The organism is Serratia sp. TSA_130.1 (genome assembly GCF_052691795.1).
The window spans coordinates 204,631-223,874 of record NZ_JBQZFS010000003.1 but is presented as its reverse complement, the minus strand read 5'-3'; the positions used below and the strand labels follow the sequence as shown (position 1 = coordinate 223,874).

At 62.7% G+C, this 19,244-nt stretch carries 19 protein-coding genes; 11 read left to right on the top strand and 8 right to left on the bottom strand.

Annotated elements, in window-relative coordinates:
• Positions 1 to 145 precede the first annotated feature (145 nt).
• The 6 genes from ACUTQY_RS14145 to ACUTQY_RS14120 are packed head-to-tail and all read right to left on the bottom strand — an operon-like array spanning position 146 to position 5,870.
• Positions 146 to 916 carry a 3-hydroxybutyrate dehydrogenase gene (locus tag ACUTQY_RS14145; protein WP_128868733.1) on the bottom strand — a complete coding sequence of 257 codons (771 nt, stop codon included), beginning with the start codon at positions 914 to 916 and terminating at the stop codon, positions 146 to 148.
• A 12-nt stretch (positions 917 to 928) separates the two neighbouring features.
• Positions 929 to 2,323 carry a GntP family permease gene (locus tag ACUTQY_RS14140; protein ID WP_197775783.1) on the bottom strand — a complete coding sequence of 465 codons (1,395 nt, stop codon included), beginning with the start codon at positions 2,321 to 2,323 and terminating at the stop codon, positions 929 to 931.
• 42 nt (positions 2,324 to 2,365) lie between these two features.
• Complete coding sequence (locus ACUTQY_RS14135) at positions 2,366 to 3,289, bottom strand: 3-hydroxyacyl-CoA dehydrogenase family protein (protein WP_046688168.1); 924 nt, start codon at positions 3,287 to 3,289, stop codon at positions 2,366 to 2,368.
• Positions 3,290 to 3,307: 18 nt separating this feature from the next.
• On the bottom strand, positions 3,308 to 4,492 hold the full coding sequence (locus tag ACUTQY_RS14130; RefSeq protein ID WP_046688167.1) for an acetyl-CoA C-acetyltransferase: 1,185 nt from the start codon (positions 4,490 to 4,492) through the stop codon (positions 3,308 to 3,310).
• A 14-nt stretch (positions 4,493 to 4,506) separates the two neighbouring features.
• Positions 4,507 to 5,160, bottom strand: a complete 654-nt coding sequence (locus ACUTQY_RS14125) for a CoA transferase subunit B (protein ID WP_046688166.1) — start codon at positions 5,158 to 5,160, stop codon at positions 4,507 to 4,509.
• Between the two features lie 11 nt (positions 5,161 to 5,171).
• The gene (locus tag ACUTQY_RS14120; protein WP_004933280.1) at positions 5,172 to 5,870 is read right to left on the bottom strand and encodes a CoA transferase subunit A; all 699 of its coding nucleotides are present in this window, start codon (positions 5,868 to 5,870) and stop codon (positions 5,172 to 5,174) included.
• A gap of 168 nt (positions 5,871 to 6,038) precedes the next feature.
• Between ACUTQY_RS14120 and ACUTQY_RS14115 the strand changes: the two genes are divergently transcribed.
• Together ACUTQY_RS14115 and ACUTQY_RS14110 are read left to right on the top strand one after the other, a co-directional pair.
• Positions 6,039 to 6,956 carry a LysR family transcriptional regulator gene (locus ACUTQY_RS14115; protein WP_047572821.1) on the top strand — a complete coding sequence of 306 codons (918 nt, stop codon included), beginning with the start codon at positions 6,039 to 6,041 and terminating at the stop codon, positions 6,954 to 6,956.
• 151 nt (positions 6,957 to 7,107) lie between these two features.
• Positions 7,108 to 7,509 carry a putative T6SS immunity periplasmic lipoprotein gene (locus ACUTQY_RS14110; protein ID WP_046688163.1) on the top strand — a complete coding sequence of 134 codons (402 nt, stop codon included), beginning with the start codon at positions 7,108 to 7,110 and terminating at the stop codon, positions 7,507 to 7,509.
• Between the two features lie 15 nt (positions 7,510 to 7,524).
• On the opposite strand, the gene ACUTQY_RS14105 is transcribed toward ACUTQY_RS14110, so the two are convergent.
• Positions 7,525 to 7,824, bottom strand: a complete 300-nt coding sequence (locus ACUTQY_RS14105; protein ID WP_046688162.1) for a hypothetical protein — start codon at positions 7,822 to 7,824, stop codon at positions 7,525 to 7,527.
• A gap of 236 nt (positions 7,825 to 8,060) precedes the next feature.
• Here ACUTQY_RS14105 and ACUTQY_RS14100 point away from each other — a divergent pair, with 236 nt between their 5' ends.
• The 9 genes from ACUTQY_RS14100 (at position 8,061) to ACUTQY_RS14060 (ending at position 17,784) form a co-directional block, all read left to right on the top strand.
• Complete coding sequence (locus tag ACUTQY_RS14100; protein WP_033641727.1) at positions 8,061 to 9,431, top strand: glutamine synthetase family protein; 1,371 nt, start codon at positions 8,061 to 8,063, stop codon at positions 9,429 to 9,431.
• A gap of 32 nt (positions 9,432 to 9,463) precedes the next feature.
• Positions 9,464 to 9,874, top strand: a complete 411-nt coding sequence (locus ACUTQY_RS14095) for a GNAT family N-acetyltransferase (RefSeq protein WP_042783609.1) — start codon at positions 9,464 to 9,466, stop codon at positions 9,872 to 9,874.
• Positions 9,875 to 9,887: 13 nt separating this feature from the next.
• Positions 9,888 to 10,577, top strand: a complete 690-nt coding sequence (locus tag ACUTQY_RS14090; protein ID WP_046688161.1) for a trehalose-6-phosphate synthase — start codon at positions 9,888 to 9,890, stop codon at positions 10,575 to 10,577.
• Positions 10,578 to 11,254: 677 nt separating this feature from the next.
• A complete protein-coding gene (locus ACUTQY_RS14085; protein ID WP_089192526.1) occupies positions 11,255 to 12,781 on the top strand; it encodes an ABC transporter permease subunit in 1,527 nt (508 codons plus the stop codon).
• Between the two features lie 16 nt (positions 12,782 to 12,797).
• Positions 12,798 to 13,589, top strand: a complete 792-nt coding sequence (locus ACUTQY_RS14080; RefSeq protein ID WP_046688160.1) for an ABC transporter ATP-binding protein — start codon at positions 12,798 to 12,800, stop codon at positions 13,587 to 13,589.
• A 31-nt stretch (positions 13,590 to 13,620) separates the two neighbouring features.
• Complete coding sequence (locus ACUTQY_RS14075; RefSeq protein WP_033641722.1) at positions 13,621 to 14,703, top strand: porin; 1,083 nt, start codon at positions 13,621 to 13,623, stop codon at positions 14,701 to 14,703.
• Between the two features lie 585 nt (positions 14,704 to 15,288).
• On the top strand, positions 15,289 to 16,068 hold the full coding sequence (locus ACUTQY_RS14070) for an ABC transporter ATP-binding protein (protein ID WP_033641721.1): 780 nt from the start codon (positions 15,289 to 15,291) through the stop codon (positions 16,066 to 16,068).
• 111 nt (positions 16,069 to 16,179) lie between these two features.
• Positions 16,180 to 16,872 carry an MgtC/SapB family protein gene (locus ACUTQY_RS14065; protein WP_019453282.1) on the top strand — a complete coding sequence of 231 codons (693 nt, stop codon included), beginning with the start codon at positions 16,180 to 16,182 and terminating at the stop codon, positions 16,870 to 16,872.
• 27 nt (positions 16,873 to 16,899) lie between these two features.
• On the top strand, positions 16,900 to 17,784 hold the full coding sequence (locus tag ACUTQY_RS14060; RefSeq protein WP_033641720.1) for a LysR family transcriptional regulator: 885 nt from the start codon (positions 16,900 to 16,902) through the stop codon (positions 17,782 to 17,784).
• Between the two features lie 3 nt (positions 17,785 to 17,787).
• Here the strand turns inward: ACUTQY_RS14060 and sfnG are convergent, their stop codons facing one another.
• Positions 17,788 to 18,882: a dimethylsulfone monooxygenase SfnG gene (gene sfnG, locus ACUTQY_RS14055; protein WP_025305137.1), complete on the bottom strand. Its 1,095-nt coding sequence runs from the start codon at positions 18,880 to 18,882 to the stop codon at positions 17,788 to 17,790.
• Positions 18,883 to 19,244: the final 362 nt, after the last annotated feature.

Genomic DNA, 19,244 nt, shown 5'->3' with positions numbered 1-19,244 from the left:
AAATAACCCGGCGTGATTATCTGGGAATAAAAATAGCAAATAACAAATAAATATTATTGCCGCAGGTAAACCGTCACGCGAGGGAATTAATTAATGGCGGGAAATAACGACGGAGCGCATTGCGCGCTCCGGGAAAATGCCCTCACTACTGCGCCAGCCAGCCGCCGTCCATGTTCCAGGCGGCGCCGCGCACCTGCGCCGCCGCATCGCTGCACAGGAACAGCGCCAGTTCGCCGAGCTGCTCCGGCGTGACGAACGCTTGCGACGGCTGCTTCTCCGCCAGCAGCTCATCGCGCGCCCGCTGCGGATCGGTGCCGGCGGCGATGCGCTTGTCGATCTGCTGCTGCACCAGCGGCGTCAGCACCCAGCCGGGGCAGATGGCGTTGCAGGTCACGGGGGTGCGGGCGGTTTCCAGCGCCAGCGTCTTGGTCAGCCCCACCACGCCGTGCTTGGCCGCCACATAAGCCGATTTGTCTTTCGACGCCACCAGCCCGTGCACCGACGCCACGTTGATGATGCGCCCCCAGTTGCGCTCGCGCATACCCGGCAGCGCCAATCGGCAGGTGTGGAACACCGCCGACAGGTTGATGGCGAGAATGGCGTTCCATTTCTCCACCGGGAACTGATCCAGCGGCGCCACGTGCTGAATGCCGGCGTTGTTCACCAGAATGTCCACGCCGCCGAACTCACGCTCGGCATAGTGCATCATGTCCGCTATCTGGGCCGCATCGCCGAGATCGGCGCCGTGATACCCCGGCGCGCTGCCCAGCCGGGCAACCTGCGCTTTCGCCGCTTCCACATCGCCAAAGCCGTTGAGGATCACGCGCACGCCGGCGGCGGCCAGCACGGACGCTATCCCGAGGCCGATGCCGCTGGTCGAGCCGGTCACCAGCGCGGTTTTGCCTTGTACACTCATGGTATCGCTCCTTTAAACAATGCCGGTCAGGTAGAACACGCCAATCACAAACAGCACCGCGGCGCTTTTGATCAGGGTGATGGCGAAAATGCCGCCATAGGCCTGCCGGTGGCTAAGGCCGGTGATCGCCAGCAGGGTGATCACCGCGCCGTTGTGCGGCAAGGTGTCCATGCCGCCGCTGGCCATCGAGGCCACCCGGTGCAGCACTTCCAGCGGAATGTGTGCCGCATGGGCGGCGGCCACGAAGTTATCGGCCATCGCCGCCAGCGCGATGCTCATGCCGCCGGAGGCCGAACCGGTGATGCCGGCCAGCAGGGTGACGCTGATCGCTTCGTTCAGCAGCGGATTGGGGATCGTCGACAGCGCCTGCGACAGCACCAAAAAGCCCGGCAGCGCGGCGATCACCGCGCCGAAGCCGTATTCGGAGGCGGTGTTCATCGCCGCCAGAATTGCGCCGCCGACCGCCGTCTTGCTGCCTTCCGCCAGCCGCCCGCGAATATTGCGAAAGCCGAACGCCACCACCAGCAGAATACCCGACACCAGCGCCGCTTCCACCGCCCAGATGGCGGTGATCTTCGCCACATCGGTGGTGATGGGCTTGGCCAGCCCCGGCAGCGTCAGCTCGTGGCTGGCGCCGTACCACTGCGGGATCCAATGGGTGAAGCCAAGGTTGAATACCCCGACCAAAATCAGCGGCAGGATGGCGATCAGCGGGTTCGGCAGGTTGATGTCGTCCGGGGTTTCCGGCTCGTTCAGCAGATCGCTGCCGTAACCCTCCCCCTTCAGCTGCGCCTTGCGCCGCTGGCGTTCAAGATACAGCAAACCGACCGCGATGATGAACAGCGAGCCGATCAGCCCCAGCCAGGGCGCGGCCCAGGCGTTGGTGCCGAAGAAGCTGGTCGGGATGATGTTTTGGATCTGCGGCGTGCCGGGCAAGGCGTCCATGGTGAAGGAAAAGGCGCCGAGCGCCACGGTGGCCGGGATCAGCCGCTTGGGGATGCCGCTCTGGCGGAACAGCTCGGCGGCGAACGGATAAACCGCGAACGCCACCACGAACAGCGACACCCCGCCGTAGGTCAACAGCGCGCACACCAGCACGATCACCGGAATGGCGTGGCGTCGGCCGAGAATGCGGATCGCCGCCGCGACGATCGAACGGGAGAAGCCGGACAGCTCGATCAGCTTGCCGAACACCGCCCCCAGCAGGAACACCGGGAAGTAGAGCTTCACGAAGCCGACCATCTTCTCCATAAACAGCCCGGTGAAGGTCGGCGCCACCGCGCCGGGGTCGGTCAACAGCACCGCGCCCAGCGCGGCTATCGGGGCGAACAAAATCACGCTGTAGCCGCGGTAGGCGGCCAGCATCAGTAATCCCAGTGCTGCCAGGGCAATCAAAACGCTCATCAGGCACCTCGCTATCGTTGTTATTGTCAGGTACGGCGTGCGAAATTACGGTTTCAGCGCAAAGCGCAGCTGATGCGCCCGTCGCCGTTGAATGCGTTCCCTGCGCGCTTCATCCCAAAGATAAAATCCCCGGCCGCTGCGCTGGCCGATATCGCCGCGCTGCAGCCGCTGTTCCACCAGCACCATCATCTCGTCGCCGGTCGCCAGTTCCGGGAACAGGTGGCGGGCGATGTCCGCCACCGTCGGGAGCCCGGTCATGTCGGCGGCCTCCAGCGGGCCGACCATGGCGTAGCGCCGCCCCAGCGAGGCGCGCATCACCTGATCCACCACCTCAGCGCTGGCGATGCCGCTGTGGACGATGTGCAGCGCCTCACGCAGCACCGCAAACTGCAGCCGATTGCCGACAAACCCCGGCGCGGCGCGTTCCAGCAGCACCGCCTCCAGCGCCATCTCGCCCAGCAGCGCCTGCACCGCCGCCAGATGGCGCGGCTCGGTGGCGCTGCCGGGCACGATCTCCACCAGCGGGATCAGGTGCGGCGGGTGCCAAAAGTGGGCGATCAGCAGCCGCTGCGGATGGGTCATGCGCGCCGCCAGCTCGTCCGGCGGCAAGCCGCTGGTGTTGCTGGCAATCACCGCGTCGTCGGCGATCAGCCCTTCCAACTGCTCATACAGCGCGTGCTTCAGCTCGAGCCGTTCCGGGATCGCCTCGATAAGCAGCCGGGCGTGCGCTACCGCGTTCAGATCGCCGGTCACGCGCAGCCGCGCCAGCGCCGCTTCGCGTTCGCCGCGATCAAACTGCCCGACGTCGCTCAGCTCGGCCAGAATGCCGCTCGCTACCGCCGGCGCTTCCGCCCGGCGCTGCGGATCCGGTTCATACAGCAGCACCTCATGGCCGTGGCGAATAAAGTGGGTGGCGATGCCCACCCCCATCAGCCCGGCGCCCAGTACCGCATAGTCAGATGACTGCATCGTGCCTTCCTCGGTTGTTTACGGGCGCTCTACCGCCAGCGCCACGCCCTGCCCGCCGCCGATGCACAGCATCGCCAGCCCCTTGTTCACCTCGCGGCGCTGCATTTCGTACAGCAGCGACACCAAAATGCGGCAGCCGGACGCGCCGATCGGATGCCCCAGCGCGATCGCTCCGCCGTTGACGTTCACCCGCTCCGCCTCCCAGCCCAGTTCTTTGCCCACCGCCAGCGCCTGCGCGGCGAAGGCTTCGTTGGCTTCGATCAGATCGACCTCCTCCAGCCGCCAACCGGCTTTTTCCAGGCAGCGGCGCGCGGCCGGCGCCGGGCCGATGCCCATGATCGCCGGATCGACGCCCGACGAAGCGTAACCGGCGATGCGCGCCAGCACCGGCAAGCGCAGCGCGGCGGCTTTTTCCGCGCTCATCAGCAGCACCACGGCGGCGCCGTCGTTGAGCGACGAAGCGTTGCCGGCGGTCACCGTGCCTTCCTTGCGAAACGCCGGGCGCAGCCGCGCCAGCGCCTCCAGGCTAGTGTCGCGCGGCTGTTCGTCGTGCTTAACAAGCAAAGCTTCGCCCTTCGGCTTCGGCACCGTCACCGGCGTGATCTCCTGCGCGAAACGCCCGGCCTGCTGCGCCGCCTGCGCCTTCTGCTGCGAGCGCAGCGCGAACCTGTCTTGTTCTTCTCTGCTGATGGCGTATTTCTCCGCCAGGTTCTCGGCGGTGATACCCATGTGGTAGTCGTTGAAGGCGTCCCACAGGCCATCGTGGATCACGCTGTCCACCATCTGCGCGTGACCGAGGCGCAGGCCGGCGCGCGCACCGGCCATCAGATAAGGCGACTGACTCATGCTCTCCTGGCCGCCGGCGATCACCGCGTCGGCGTCGCCGCTGCGGATCGCCTGCACCGCCAGATGCACCGCCTTCAAACCGGAGCCGCACACCTTGTTGATGGTCAGCGCCGGCGTCGTCACGGGCAGCCCGGCATTCAGCGCGGTCTGGCGCGCCGGATTCTGCCCGCAGCCGGCGGTCAGCACCTGGCCGAGGATCACTTCATCGATCTGCTGCGGCGCTACGCCGCTTTGCGCCAGCAGCCCCTGCACCGCCGCCGTGCCCAGCTCCACCGCCGTCAGCGGCGCCAGCGCGCCGTGAAAACTGCCGACCGGCGTGCGCGTCGCCGCCACAATCACCACTTCACGTTGTTGCACATTCACCTCCCGTTTCAGAAACGCATTTCCGGCACATGCTCCGGCACGATCAGCCGGCCGGCGGTTTTGGCGACAATCTCCGCCACGCTGACGCCCGGCGCGCGTTCGCGCAGCACGAAGGCGCCGTCTTCAATTTCCAGATAGGCCAGATCGGTCAATACCTTGCGGATGCAGTTGGCGCCGGTCAGCGGCAGCGTGCAGCGCGGCAGCAGCTTGGACTCGCCGCCCTTCGCTGCGTGGGTCATCACCACGATGATGTTCTCCGCCCCCGCCACCAGATCCATCGCGCCGCCCATGCCCTTGACCATCTTGCCGGGGATCATCCACGAGGCGATGTTGCCCTCGACGTCCACTTCAAACGCCCCCAGCACGGTCAGATCGACATGGCCGCCGCGGATCATGGCGAACGACTGCGCCGAATCGAAGATCGACGCGCCGAGGCGCGCGGTGACCGTCTGCTTGCCGGCGTTGATCATGTCGGCGTCCAGCTGTTGCTCGGTCGGGAACTCGCCCATCCCCAGCAGGCCGTTTTCCGACTGCAGCATCACGTCCATGCCCGCCGGCACGTAGTTGGCCACCAACGTCGGGATGCCGATGCCCAGATTGACGTAGTAACCGTCCCTCAGCTCTTGCGCCACGCGCTGCGCCATTTGTTCACGGGTAAGCATGCGAATTCTCCTTATGCCCGCAGGGTGCGTTGTTCGATACGCTTTTCGAATGTGCCCTGGATCAGCCGATCGACATAGATGCCGGGGGTGTGGATCGCCGCCGGATCCAGCTCGCCCGGCGCGACGATCTCTTCCACTTCCACCACCGTGATGCGCCCGGCGGTCGCCATCAGCGGATTGAAGTTCTGCGCGGTGTGGCGGTAGATGACGTTGCCGAAGTGATCGGCCTTCCAGCCTTTCACGATGGCGAAATCGCCGGTGATGGCGGTTTCCATGATGTAGGGGCGGCCGTTGAACTCACGCACCTCTTTGCCTTCGGCGATCGGCGTGCCGTAACCGGTGGCAGTGAAGAATGCCGGGATGCCGGCGCCGCCGGCGCGGATCTTCTCCGCCAGCGTGCCCTGCGGCGTGAGATCCACCTCCAGCTCGCCGCTGAGCGCCTGCTGTTCGAACAGCGCGTTTTCGCCGACGTAAGATCCCACCACCTTGCGGATCTGATGGGTTTCCAGCAGCCGCCCGAGGCCGAACCCGTCGACGCCGCAGTTGTTGGAAACCACCGTCAACCCGCGCACGCCACGCCGGCGGATCTCTTCGATCAGATTCTCCGGGATGCCGCACAGGCCAAAGCCGCCCGCCAGCACCGTCATGTTGTCCGTCAGGCCTGCCAGCGCTTCCTGGTAGCTGCCGACGCGTTTGTCGAGCCCTGCCATATCGTTGCCCCTGCATGTTGCGGCGCAGGGCGAAATGCCCTGGCTTGCGTGAGGGCATCTTCAGGTCACAAAAATGATTTGTTAATTTTGTTTTTATGCCGCATTCATTTAGAATTTTTATTAATCAACCGTTAACCGAAAATTAACAAAGAGTTAACGCCAACCAAAATGAAAATGAGCATCAAACAGTTACGCGCGTTTTTAGCGGTAGCTCACACTCTGAATTTCGCCCAGGCCAGCGAGCGGCTGAATATTTCTCAGCCGGCGCTCAGCCTGGCGATCCGTGGGCTGGAAGACGCGCTGGGCGGGCCGCTGTTGCTGCGCACCACCCGCCGGGTGACGCTGACGCCGGAAGGAGAAACCTTCTTCCCGATGGCGCGCCAGCTGCTGGCGGATTGGGATAACGCGGAAGAGGCGATGCGTCAGCGCTTCACCCTGCAGATGGGCAAGGTGGCGATCGCCGCCATGCCGTCGTTCGCCGGCAACCCGCTGCCGCCGATCCTCAAGGCGTTTCGCGATCGCTATGCCGGCATCAACGTGGCGGTGCACGACGTCATCAACGAACAGGTGTTTGAAATGATCCGCGAAGGCCGGGTGGAGATGGGCATCGCCTTCGAGCCGGAGCCGAGCGACACCCTGCACTTCACCCCGCTGTGCCGCGATCGCTTTCTGGCTGTGGTGCCGAAGGATTCGGCGCTGGCGCGCAAGGCGCAGGTGAGCTGGAAGGAGCTGCTGACGCTGGATTTCATCACCCTCCAGCGGCCATCGGCGGTGCGGCTGCTGCTGGAGCAGGAACTGGCCCGCAGCGGGCGAACGCTGGAGGTGGCGTTTGAGAGCCACCAGTTGGTGACGGTCGGGCGCATGGTGGCCAACGGCCTCGGCGCCAGCGCGGTGCCGGCGCTGTGCGAGCAACAGATGGATGAGCTGGGGGCGGTCTGCGTGCCGCTGATCGGCCCGATTATCGAACGGCGCGTGGGCCTGATCCGCCTGGCGCAGCACCAACTCTCTTCCGCCGCGCAGGCGCTGGCGACGGTGATCGAACGGGAGATGGCGGGGAGTGGCGGGCAGCCTGCGCTTAAACCGTAAACCCGACGTGCTTGCCGTCCGGCAGTTCAATGTCCAGGCGCAGCGTGCCGCCCATCGCTTCCACGTAGCCACCAACTACAGCGGCATTAAAACGTTATGAATGGGTATTGCGAGCTTTCCTGAACAATCCAAAGAACCGGAACACCTTGCTATGACAAAACTTTATCTCTCTTTACTGTGCGCACTGCTACTGAACGGCTGCCAATCCACTCAGCCCTGGTACCATCCGTTGGATGTCTCGCTCAAAGACAACCAACCTTGCTTTGCCGTGCCTATCAACAGCGTTCGCAGCGGTGACAGCCTGCAAAACCGGGGGGTGATCGTCTCACGACAGGAACAACAGCAATGGCATATCGTCTGGGCCTCACCAGAAGTCACTCCGTTGCCCGACCTGAAACCGGGACAATGCGCCACTTATCCGCAGGTAAACTGGGCTGCGGGAGAATACTCGGTCTTGCTCGGCGTCTCGATGAATAACGACACGAAAAGGCGTAAATACATGAAAGAATTCAACTTAATAATTAATCCCAAGGGAGAAATACAGCTACAGTAAGGAGACTGGGATTATTTATTCCCCCGCCACCGCCTGCACCGCCACCTTCTGCGTGGCGCGCTGATATAAGCACAGCTCCCTGCCCGGCTGGTTTTTCATAAACGGCTGTGGGTAGCGCCCACCGATAAACAGCGCCGAATAGCCGACGTCATCACCGTAGTGAATAATCTCCCCTTCCACCCTGGCGTTTTTTAGCCCGCTGGCTTTCAGGCAGGCGGCGCGCATCGCCCGTTCGCTCTCGGCCCACGCCTGTGGGGAAGACGCGGTGGCGTGGAACGCGGCCAGCGCGGCGATAAGCAACCCTATTCTCTTCATCGTTATCTCTCCTTCTACGGCCCGTCTCGCCAGTATAGACCGTGCCGCCCCGGCCAACCCGCCGCGCTCTTTACGGCATTTTTATTCCGCGCCCCGTTAACGTTACGGCGTTTTTACAGACAGTTTTTGCCGCCGCAGATACCCTTTCCACATCGCCGCTATGGCCTCACAAGAGAGTTGTCTCATGCGTTTATCCCTGCCTCTGGCCGTGACCGGTCTTCGTTCTGGAGCGCGCCATGCATTCTAATATTATCGGGTTCAATCCTCTGCTGGCAGAGCTGCCCGCATCGCCGACGCGCACCTTCCGCAAAGAGCTGGAACACTACCTGCAGCGCTATCCGGATACCGAACAGCTGGATATTTATCTGCACGATCTGAACGGCCAGCTGCGCGGCAAGCGCCTGCCGATCGCCGAAGCCTTTGGCCTGGAAAAAGGCTGCTACTTCCCGCTGTCGATCTACGCCCTGGATCTGCACGGCCGGGTGATTGAAGAAAGCGGGCTGGGGCAACGGGCGGGCGAGCCGGATCGGCTGTGCCTGCCGGTGCCCGGCACGCTGCGCCCCTGCGCGCGCGATCCCGAACGCCACGCCCAGCTGCTGCTGACGATGCAAAACGCCGACGGCGACGCCTGCGAGCTGGAGCCGCGTGTGGTGCTGCAACGGGTGCTGAAGCGCCTGCACGAGCGCAACTGCTTCCCGGTGGTGGCGGCCGAACTGGAGTTCTACCTGCAGGATCCGCAGCGCCCCGCCGAGGCGGAAGCCTGCCCGACGCAGAGCTTCGCGGTGGATGCGCCCGAGCGCCACCATGCGCTGCTGAGCGACATCGAACGGCACGCGCGGCTGCAAAGCCTGCCGCTGACCGGCGTGGTGGCCGAAGCCGCTTCCGGCCAGTACGAGCTGAACCTGCATCACAGCCGGCGCGTGCTGGAAGCCTGCGACCAGATCATGGCGCTGAAGCGCCTGACGCGGCAGATTGCCGAGCAACATCACCAGCACGCCTGCTTTATGGCCAAGCCCTGCGCCCATGCCGCCGGCAGCGGGCTGCATTTTCACATCAGCCTGCAGAACGAGCACGGCGAGAACCTGCTGACCGGCGCGCCGGGCGAACTGAGCGACAACATGCAGCAGGCGATGGCGGGCATGCTGGCGCTGATGCCGGCGTCGATGGCGATCCTGGCGCCCAACATCAACGCGTTTCGCCGCTTCCGCCCCGGCATGCACGTGCCGCTGCGCGCCTCCTGGGGCCACAACAATCGCACGGTGGCGCTGCGCCTGCCCTGCGCCGACAGCGCCAACCAGCGCATCGAATACCGCCTGGCCGGCGCCGACGCCAACCCCTATCTGGCGCTGGCGGTGATGCTCGGCGGCCTGCTGCACGGGCTGGAACACCCGCTGCCGCTGCCGCCCGCCGCCAACGGCTGCGAGAGCGACAACGCCGCGCCCTTGCCGCTCGGCCAGCAGGAGGCGCTGGCGCTGTTCCGCCACAGCGATCCGCTGCGCGAACTGCTCGGCCCGGCGTTCTGCACCCTGTGGCACACCTGCAAAAGCGCCGAACTGCGCCGCTTCGAGGAACAGGTCACCGCCGCCGAACTCGGCTGGATGCTGTAACCGCCCACTGATTCGTTAACCTAAGGATAATCATGAATATGCAACCGCAACGGGCGCCCGCACAGCCGCTGCTCTGCTGGCGCAAAGGCGTTTTTCATATCAGCACCGATCGGCAGTTGTTGGATATCGACGCGATCCAGCGTTTTCTCAGCCTGCCGGATCGGGCGGCGGCGGAGCGCCTGGCGCGCCACGGCCTGTGCTTTGGCCTGTATCGCAAACGCCACCAGCTCGGCTTCGCCCGCATGGTGACCGATTACGCCACCTTCGCCTCGGTGAGCGAACTGTTCGTCAGCGCCGAATACCGCGGCGTCGGGCTGGGAAGCTGGCTGACGCGCTGCTGCCTGGCGCATCCGGCGTTGCGCGGCCTGCGCGTCACGCTGCCCGCGCTGCAAGCGCCCTGGCGCGCCGACTGCGCGGCGCACGCCCCGCGCGCCCTTCACTGATAAGGAGACCCCCATGTCTCGTTTGGTGCTGATTTCCAACAAGCAGTGCGATGGTAAGGATCTGGCCTGCGCCGGCCGGACGCTGGCGGCCGACGCCGAACCGGGGCTGTGGCTCGGCTGGAACGGCGACGTGCAGAATTTCGCGCAGCGCCCGATCCACTGCCGTCAAGACGCCGGTTACGATCAGGTGACCTTCCCGCTGTCGATCGAAGAGTTCCGCCGCCACTATCAGGGCTACTACCACGACGGCCTGTGGCCGGTGTTCCACAACCAGCCGGAGAAGGCGCACTTCACGCCGGAAAACTACCGCGCCTACCGGCAGCTGAATCGCCGTTTTGCCGATATCGCCTGCGAACACCTGTGCCCGGGCGACATCGTCTGCATCGACGATTACCAGCTGCTGCCCTGCGCCCAGGCGCTGAAGGAACAGGGGCTGCTGAACGACTGCGCGTTCTTTTTCCATCTGCCGTTCCCGTCGGCGGCGCTGCTGCGGCGCATCCCGGAACATCGCCAGCTGATCGCTTCGCTGCTGTTCTACGATCTGATCGGCTTTACCACCACCGACGATCGCAACGCCTTTCTCAACTGCCTGGCGGCCGAGTTTCCGCTGGAGATGCTGGCCGACGACCAGATCCAGGCCAACGGGCATCTCTTCGCCACCGGCATTTTCCCCGCCGGCATCAATGGCAGGCAGGTTTATTAATGTTACGGCGCGCGGTATTCAGGCGCGCCGTTTTATTTCGCCGCGATTTATTTTCACCGCATTTACCGCCATCAAAATAGGTTATTTTATTTTCTGAATATAGCGATTAAAAAATGAATATTCATCCTGTTACATATCAACCGTAAAAACCGCGCGCCGCCAATTGCTTTTTATTAGCAAAACACATTACCCTCTCCGTGCCATATTTAAACCGAGGAGGGCCCTATGGGCGATGAAAGTTTTAGTTTTACGCTAATGCTATTGGGCACCTTTCAGTAATGCCATCCACGTTGCATTCTGAAAGATACGGAATGCGGCAACCGCTCCCCTTCTGACGGCCTTTCCCGCTCTGCCTGCCCACCCATCGCCTCGCTGCGAAAATAACGTTTGTCTCAACCGCTGTGGCGGTATTTATCTGATGTCGCCGGGCCTATTACCCGAGCGCCGACGGATTTCTTATGGGAAAAATAAGGTATTGCGTTATGCAAAATAACCGGGGTACATCTGTTTTCAGAAAGTCTTATTTAAATGACTTTATCGTTATCGCCATCGGCGTTTTCTTCATTGCCTTTTTTATTCGCGCGTGGGGCGACATGCACGGCGACTTCAATGAACAAAATGTCTCTGCCATTAGTCTCGATGCCTGGAACCTGCTTTATTATTCGCTCAGAACCAGCATGCGTTTTCTCCTCGGCATGGCCTGGTCGCTGCTGTTTTCTGTGGTGTTCGCCGTGCTGGCCGCGCGCTATGCGCCGCTGCGCCGGGTGATCTTGCCCTTCGTCAACTTTATGGAGTCGGTGCCACTGGTGGGGTTCCTGACCTTCACGACCGTGTACTTTCTCAACCTCTACCCACACAGCGTGATGGGGCTGGAGTGCACCGCCATCTTCGCGGTGTTTACCGGCCAGGCCTGGAACATGATGCTGACGCTGTATCAGACGCTGCGCATCGTGCCCAAGGAGCTGGACGAAGCCGCCCGCAGCTTCAATTACAACCCGTGGCAACGCTTCTGGCGGCTGGAGTTCATCTATTCGGTGCCGGGCCTGCTGTGGAACGCCATGGTGTCGCAATCCGCCGCCTGGTTCGCCCTGGTGGCCTCCGAAGCCATTCCGGTCGGCGATCGCTCGGTCGAACTGCCCGGCGTCGGCTCCTATATCGCCGAAGCACTGGCGCAGCAGAACGTGCCGGCGATCCTGTATGCGATCGTCGCGCTGGCCGCCAACATCGTGCTGCTCGATCAGCTGGTTTTCCGCCCGCTGGTGCGTTACACCGCCCGCTTCAAATACGAAGACGTCACCGCCAATCGGGCGCTCGGCAATCCGTGGTTCTACAACAGTCTGGCCTTTTCGCACGTCGGCGCGGCGCTCGGCCGCACGCTGCGCGCGCTCGCTGATCTGTGGCTGTTCAAGCTGCCGCGGCTGTGGTACGCCCTCGGCCTGCACCGCCTGTTTCGCCTCGCCGCCAAAGGCAATTGGCTGTGGCGCAGCCTGTGGTATCTCGGCGTGGTGCTGGCCTGCGTCTGGTTCGGTTACCGGCTGTGGGAATACTTCCCCAAACAGTACTTCGCCATGCTGCCGGAGTGGATGCTGCTCACCACCGCGCGCGTGGCCGCGGCCATGCTGCTCAGCGTGGCGATCTTCACGCCGCTGGGGGTGTGGATCGGCCTGAATCCGCGCCTGGTGAAGATCTTCCAGCCGATCATCCAGATCCTGGCGGCCATTCCGCCCAACATTTTCTACCCGCTGATCGCCGCCTTCATCGCCATTTATCATCAGGATCTCGGCTGGTGGGCCATTCCGATGATCATGCTGGGCACCCAGTGGTACGTATTGTTCAACGTGATCGCCGGCGTTTCCGCCATTCCGACGCAGATCACCGAGGTCAGCGAAACCTTCGGGCTGCGCCGCTTCCGCTGGTGGCGCTACTACATGCTGCCGGCGATCTTCCCCTACATCGTGACGGGCATCATCTCCGCCGCCGGCGGCGCTTGGAACAGCGCCATCGCCGCCGAGGTGATCCAGTGGGGCAGCACCACCCTCAGCGCCACCGGGCTGGGCGCGTTCATTTCCGTCGTCACCGACGCCGGCAAGAACCCGGAGTCCGCGCTGGGCTGCGCAGCCATGTGCGCGCTGGTAGCGCTGTGCATCATCTTCGTCTGGCAACCGCTGTATCGCATTGCGGAAACCAAATTCAAATATGACTGATCAAAGGGGGAAGCACATGGTGACTCAAGAGGTAATTATCAGCGCCCGCCGGCTGAACAAGACGTTTATCGGCGAAAACAAGCGCCCCAAACCCGTGCTGCGCGACGTATCGCTGACCGTACACGCCGGCGAGTTCGTCACCATTCTGGGGCAATCCGGCTCGGGCAAGTCCACGCTGCTGCGCATGCTGGCCGGGCTGATCCCACCGGACAACGGCACGCTCACGCTGGCGGGCAAACCGGTCGACGGCCCGAGCGCCAACGTCGGCATGGTGTTTCAGTCCTACGCGCTCTATCCCTGGCTGACGGTGTACGACAACATCGCCTTCGGGCTGCTGGCGCAAAAGCTGCCGCCGCAGACGATCGCCGAGCGGCTGGGGGCGCTGCTGCGCCTGGTGGGCCTGACCGGCTATGAGCACGCCTGGCCGCGCGAGCTTTCGGGCGGCATGCGTCAACGGGTGGGCTTCGCCCGGGCGTTGGCGGTAGAGCCCGACCTCTTGCTGCTGGACGAACCCTTCTCCGCCCTCGATATCTTTACCGCGCAAAAACTGCGGGGCGACCTGCTGGCGCTGTGGGGAGACAACCGGCTGCGCACGCGCGCCATGGTGATGGTGACGCACGACGTCGAAGAGGCGGTGCTGATGTCCGATCGGGTGCTGATCCTGGACGCAACCAGCAAACGGATCGATGACGAATTCAGCATCAATATTCCCCGCGCGGCGCGCAACCGGGACAGCCTGCGGCACCTCACCGATCGGATCCGCAGCTGCCTGTACAAAAAAATCGCGCAGGCGCAACCGGCCGGATAAGGCCGCATTTTCGTTAACTCAGGGTCGTGAAATGAAACATAAAAGCTTACTGATGGCGCTGGTCATCCTGATACCGGCAGCCGCCGCCGGGGCAGAAATCGTCAATAAAGACGGCAATAAACTGGATCTCTACGGCCAACTGAACGGAGTGCATTACTTCAGCAGCGATGCCGACAATAACGGCGATCGCTCCTACACCCGTTTCGGTTTCAAAGGCGAGACGCAGATCGCCGACGGGCTGACAGGGTATGGTCAATGGGAATATCAGGCGGGGCTCGATCAGCCGGAAAGCGCCGGGCCGGGCAATAGCTATACCCGGCTGGGCTTCGCCGGGCTGACGTTCGGCCGCTGGGGCAGCCTGGACTACGGCCGCAACTACGGTCTGCTGTATGACGTGGCCGGCTGGACGGACGTGCTGCCCGAATTCGGCAACGACAGCTACGAAGCGGCCGACAACTTTATGACCGGCCGCGCCAACGGCCTGCTGACCTACCACAACCGCAGCCTGGGCGGGCTGTTGGACGGTCTGGATCTCGGCCTGCAATATCAGGGGAAGAATCGGGGGGGCGACGCTCTGCGGGCGAAGGATATTCAGACGCAAAACGGCGATGGCTACGCCTTTTCCGCCACCTACGACACCGGCGCGGGGCTAAACTTTGGCGCCGCCTACGCCAACTCTGCGCGCACCCTGGCGCAGCAGCGCTTCGGCCTGGCTGACGGCGATCGCGCCCGGGCCTGGACGCTGGGGCTGAAATACGATCTGGACAACCTCTACCTGGCGGCCAGCTATGCGCGCACCGAAAACATGACCTATGTCGACGGCGATCGCTACGCCGGCTTCGCCCCCCGCGCGGACGCCGTCGAGGCGGTCGCGCAGTATCACTTCGATTCCGGCGTCACGCCCTCGGTGGCCTACCTGCAAACGCGCGGCCGTAACCTGCCCGGCATCGGCGACGCCGATCTGGTCAAATACCTGGATCTGGCGCTGAACTACAGCTTCAACGCCAATATGTCGACCTACGTGGAGTACAAGCTCAACCTGCTGCAACGGCAGAACGCCGTCGGCGCCGGCGCCGACGACATTGTCGAAACCGGCATCATGTATCAGTTCTGACCCGATACCGGCCGCAGCGCGCGCTGCGGCCGGTTCATTATTTGTCTTGCGCCCGCCCTGTTATTCTCTCGTTTAATTCAGGTTTATATTTCCATAAAATAGCGCCTATATTCACTCTCATGATTTTCGTTGACGCCCCGTTTAATAAATAAAGAAAAACTTTCCCGCATTCATATTAAATTACATTTTGCCGCGATAATTCCGCCTAACCACATTGAATCACAGGCAATATCACGCGTATTATGGCCACACGAAAAATAACGGGGAAATGATATGGACGGCGACAGTTGGTTGTTTATTTTATTGTTGGAATCGCTGAGGTCACAGGAGCAATAGTCATCCCATTGCATCCTGAAAGTGTCAGGATATGCGTCAATTACCACATCCCTTCGCTTTACCCCTTCAGCGCATGGCCTCCGCGCACGCCGCTCCGGCGCGCCTGACAGGCTAATCCTTCCAGCATACGCTTATTAACAGTCCGATAACGCTCAGGCTTATTTGCGCTCGCATTTATTTTACCCCTGCGCGGCGATAACTATCGGCCATTTTTCCATGCTCATATTTTTAATTGAGTGGAGAAACATCATGATGGTAAAAAAAACCACGCTGCTGACGGTTAATAACGTCAGCAAAAGCGTTCAGCCTACCGGTAAAGAAAAACGCCTGGTGCTGAATGAAATCAACCTGCGCCTCTACGATAACGAGGTCGTCAGCATTTTGGGGCAGTCCGGCTCGGGCAAATCCACCCTGCTGCGCATACTTTCCGGCCTGATCGCGCCGGATCTGGGCACCGTGATGCTGGGGGATAAAAAAGTCTCGGGGCCGAATCCGCAGATCAACATGGTGTTCCAGACCTTCGCCATTTTCCCGTGGCTGAACGTCTACCAAAATATCGCCTTCGGGCTGCAGGCGCAGGATCTGCCGCCGCAGGTGGTCGAAACCCAGACGCTGAAAATGCTCGATCTGGTCGGGCTCGCGCCCTACCGCGACGCCTACCCGCGCGAGCTTTCCGGCGGCATGCGCCAACGGGTCGGCTTTGCGCGCGCGCTGGCGGTAGAACCGATGCTGCTGTTGCTGGATGAGCCGTTTTCCGCGCTGGACGTCTATACCGGCGAACACCTGCGCAGCGATCTGCTGCGCATCTGGAGCACGCGCCAGATCAAAACCCGCTCCATCGTGCTGGTGACCCACAGCGTAGAGGAAGCGGTGATGATGTCTGATCGCATCCTCCTGCTGGGCGCCGGCACCCTCGACGGCTGCTATCACATCGCGCAGCGCCGCGAGACGCGCACCCGCGAGGGGATGCAGCCGCTGACGGACAAAATCAGCGAGACGCTCAGCCGGCAGATCGCCGCCGCGCACTGAGCGCCGCCCTGGCCTGGCGGGACGGATCCCGCCAACTTAACTACCTGTTTATCAAGAGTCACCCCGCCACGGGTGGCTCATGATAAGCGGATAATACATCGAGTTATTATCATGCATTTCATTCATACACTGCTGACGCTGCTGACCGCGTCCGTCCTGGGCGCCGCCATCGGCTACGAAAGACAATTCCGCCAGCGCACCGCCGGGCTGCGCACCAATACGCTGGTGGCCACCAGCGCGGCGATCTTCGTCCACCTGGCCATGACCATCGACGGCAGCGGCGGCGCGGTGCGCGTCATCTCCTACGTGGTCTCCGGCGTCGGCTTTCTCGGCGCCGGGGCCATCATGAAAGAAGGGATGAACATCCGCGGCCTGAACACCGCCGCCACGCTCTGGGGCTCCGCGGCGGTCGGCGCCTGCGCCGGCTGCGGCCTGTACGGCGATGCGCTGGCCGCCACGCTGTTCGTGCTCGCCGCCAACACCCTGCTGCGCCCGCTGGTCAATATGGTCAACAAACAGCCCTTCAATGACGTTAACGGCGAATCCACCTACCAGATTTGCGTCATTGCCTTCGAGCATGAACAGCGTGAAGCGCTGGCCAAATTCAAACAGGTGCTGCAAGGAGAAAACTGCTTTATCTCGCATCTGGATATCGAACCCTTTGGCGACGACGACGTGGAGATCACCGCCACGCTGATGCCGGCCTCCGTCACCACGCCGGTGCTCGACCAGACCATCAATAAACTGCTGAACGACAGCATGATGAAACAGGCCTATTACAGCCGCATCGCCGGCTCCGGCTAATGCCGTTCACTTCCAGGGAGATCCACCATGAAAACCATGCCGAAACTGGCTCATCTGACGATGTTCAAAGACATCGTTCACTGCGGAAGTTTGCACGATGCCGCGAAAAAACTGGCCGTCTCGCAACCGACGCTCAGCCGGGTGCTCAAAGAGCTGGAAATGTCCATCGGCGCGCGGTTGCTGGAGCGCAGCAACCGCGGCGTGCGCCTGACGGCGGTCGGCGAGCTGTTTTACCGGCGGATAGACGCCGCCACCAATCAGTTGCTCAGCGCGTTTGACGAGCTGCGCGGCATGAGCGCCGGCGGCGAGAAGCGCCTGCGGGTGGGGATGAGCGTCGATCCGCTGCTGTGCTACCTGCCCCAGGTGCTCGAAGGCTTCAACCGCCGCTACCCGCATACCCGGGTGACGGTGGTGGAAGACGGCCCGGAAGGCCTGCTCGCCCGGCTGAGAAACTGCGAGCTGGATTTGGCGGTCAGCAGCCTGAACGGCGCGGCGGGCGGCGCCGATCTGGCCATGCAGGCGCTGAAGAGCGAGCGCTTCTCGCTCTATCAAGGGGGCGACCTGACCGCCGCCGGGCAGCCGCCGGCCGAAGCCAAATGGGTGGTGCCGCGCTCCTGCTCGGTGGGGCACGCCGCCATCCGCGAGATCGCCGAGCGTTACACGCCGCACGGCCAGATCGTCGAGACCGACTCCTTTCTGGCGACCTGGTGCCTGGTCAGGCAGCAGGGCTATATCGCGCTGCTGAGCGATCGGGTCGTCGCGCACTACGCCCCGCAGCTGCACCTGCAGAAAATCCCGACGCAGGGGATCGACATCAGCGCGCGCTTTTATGTCTTTACCCGCCATGAGCCGGCCACGCCGCCGCTCAGCGCCGCCTTTATCCACCTGCTGCAAACCCTGCAAACGGGTTAACGCTCAGGCCGCCGCCCGCTGGCGCTCCAGTTCGCGCACCAGCGGGATCACTTCGCGGCCGAAGTACTCCACCTCTTCCTGGAAGTGCAGAAACGCCAGCAACAGCAGATCCACCCCGGCGTCTTTCAACGCGATGATGCGCTCGGCGATCTGCTGCGGCGTGCCGATCAGGTTGGTTTTAAAGCCGTCGTTATACTGCACCAAATCTTCGAAGGTGGACTTGGCCCAGTTGCCCTCGCCCTCGGGCGAGGCCGCCCCGGCGTTTTTCACCTCGTGCCCGAAGCCCTGCACCGCCTCCGGGTTGGCGTGATCGATGATCTCCTGCAGCACCGCCTGCGCCGCCTGTTCGCTCTCGCGGGCGATGACAAAACCGTTCACCCCCACCTTCACCCGATGGTGATTGGCCTGCGCCTTGCTCTGGATGTCCTCCACCTGCCGGCGAATGCCCTCCACGCTGTTGCCGTTGGTGAAATACCAGTCCGAGACCCGCGCCGCCATGTCGCGCGCCGCGCGTGAGCTGCCGCCCTGGAAAATTTCCGGCAACGGCGCCAGCGGCTTCGGCTTCAGCGAGTAGTCGCGGAAACGGTAGAAATCGCCGGCGAAGGTGAAGCTGGGCTCAGTCCAGATGCCGCGCAGGCAGCGGATAAACTCTTCCGAGCGCAGGTAGCGCTCCTCATGATCCAGCCACGGCTCGCCGATGGCCTTGAACTCGCCTCGGAACCAGCCGCTGACAATGTTCACCGCGATGCGCGCGTTGGAAAGATGGCTGATGGTGGCGATCTGTTTGGCCGCCAACGTGGGGTTCCACGGCCCCGGCAGCAGCGCGGCGATCACTTTCAGCTTTTCGGTGGCGTCCAGCAGGGCCTGTGAGAACGACACCGACTCGTGCTGGTTCTCCGCGCCGTAACCGGCGGTGAAGCGGATCTGGGTAAGCGCGTAGTCGAAACCGGCGCGCTCGGCGATCTGCGCCAGCTTGCGGTTATAACCGATGTCCCAACCGGTGCGCTGCGGGATATTGCTGATCACCAGGCCGCCGGAAACGTTCGGCACCCAGTAGGCGAACTGAATCGGCTGCTGCGAGTGGTTTGCTGCTGACATGCTTCTCTCCCTCTGACCGTCGGCGCCGTTATGCGGCGCGCATATAACCATTATTGATTTCCAAATATTGAAAACCTTGTTTTGGTTATAAAACCGATAGCAGGATGCGTGCCAATCGCCACGTTAAGGCATCTGGCTGAAAAACCGGGCGTTTAAAGCCGACGGGTGCGGGCGGGTGCTGCATTGGCAACAGCGGCTGACGGGCGGCTGTTGGTTATGCAACAAACCGCTCACCCCGCCAATCCAACCGTTCACCCGGCGGATCTGACCGCTGACCGAAATACGCCTGTCTTCCCCCCTAACCCCCGGCGATGATGAGCTGTTCCTAAACCCGCCTTACCTCGGGAAAGACGCTACGGCTC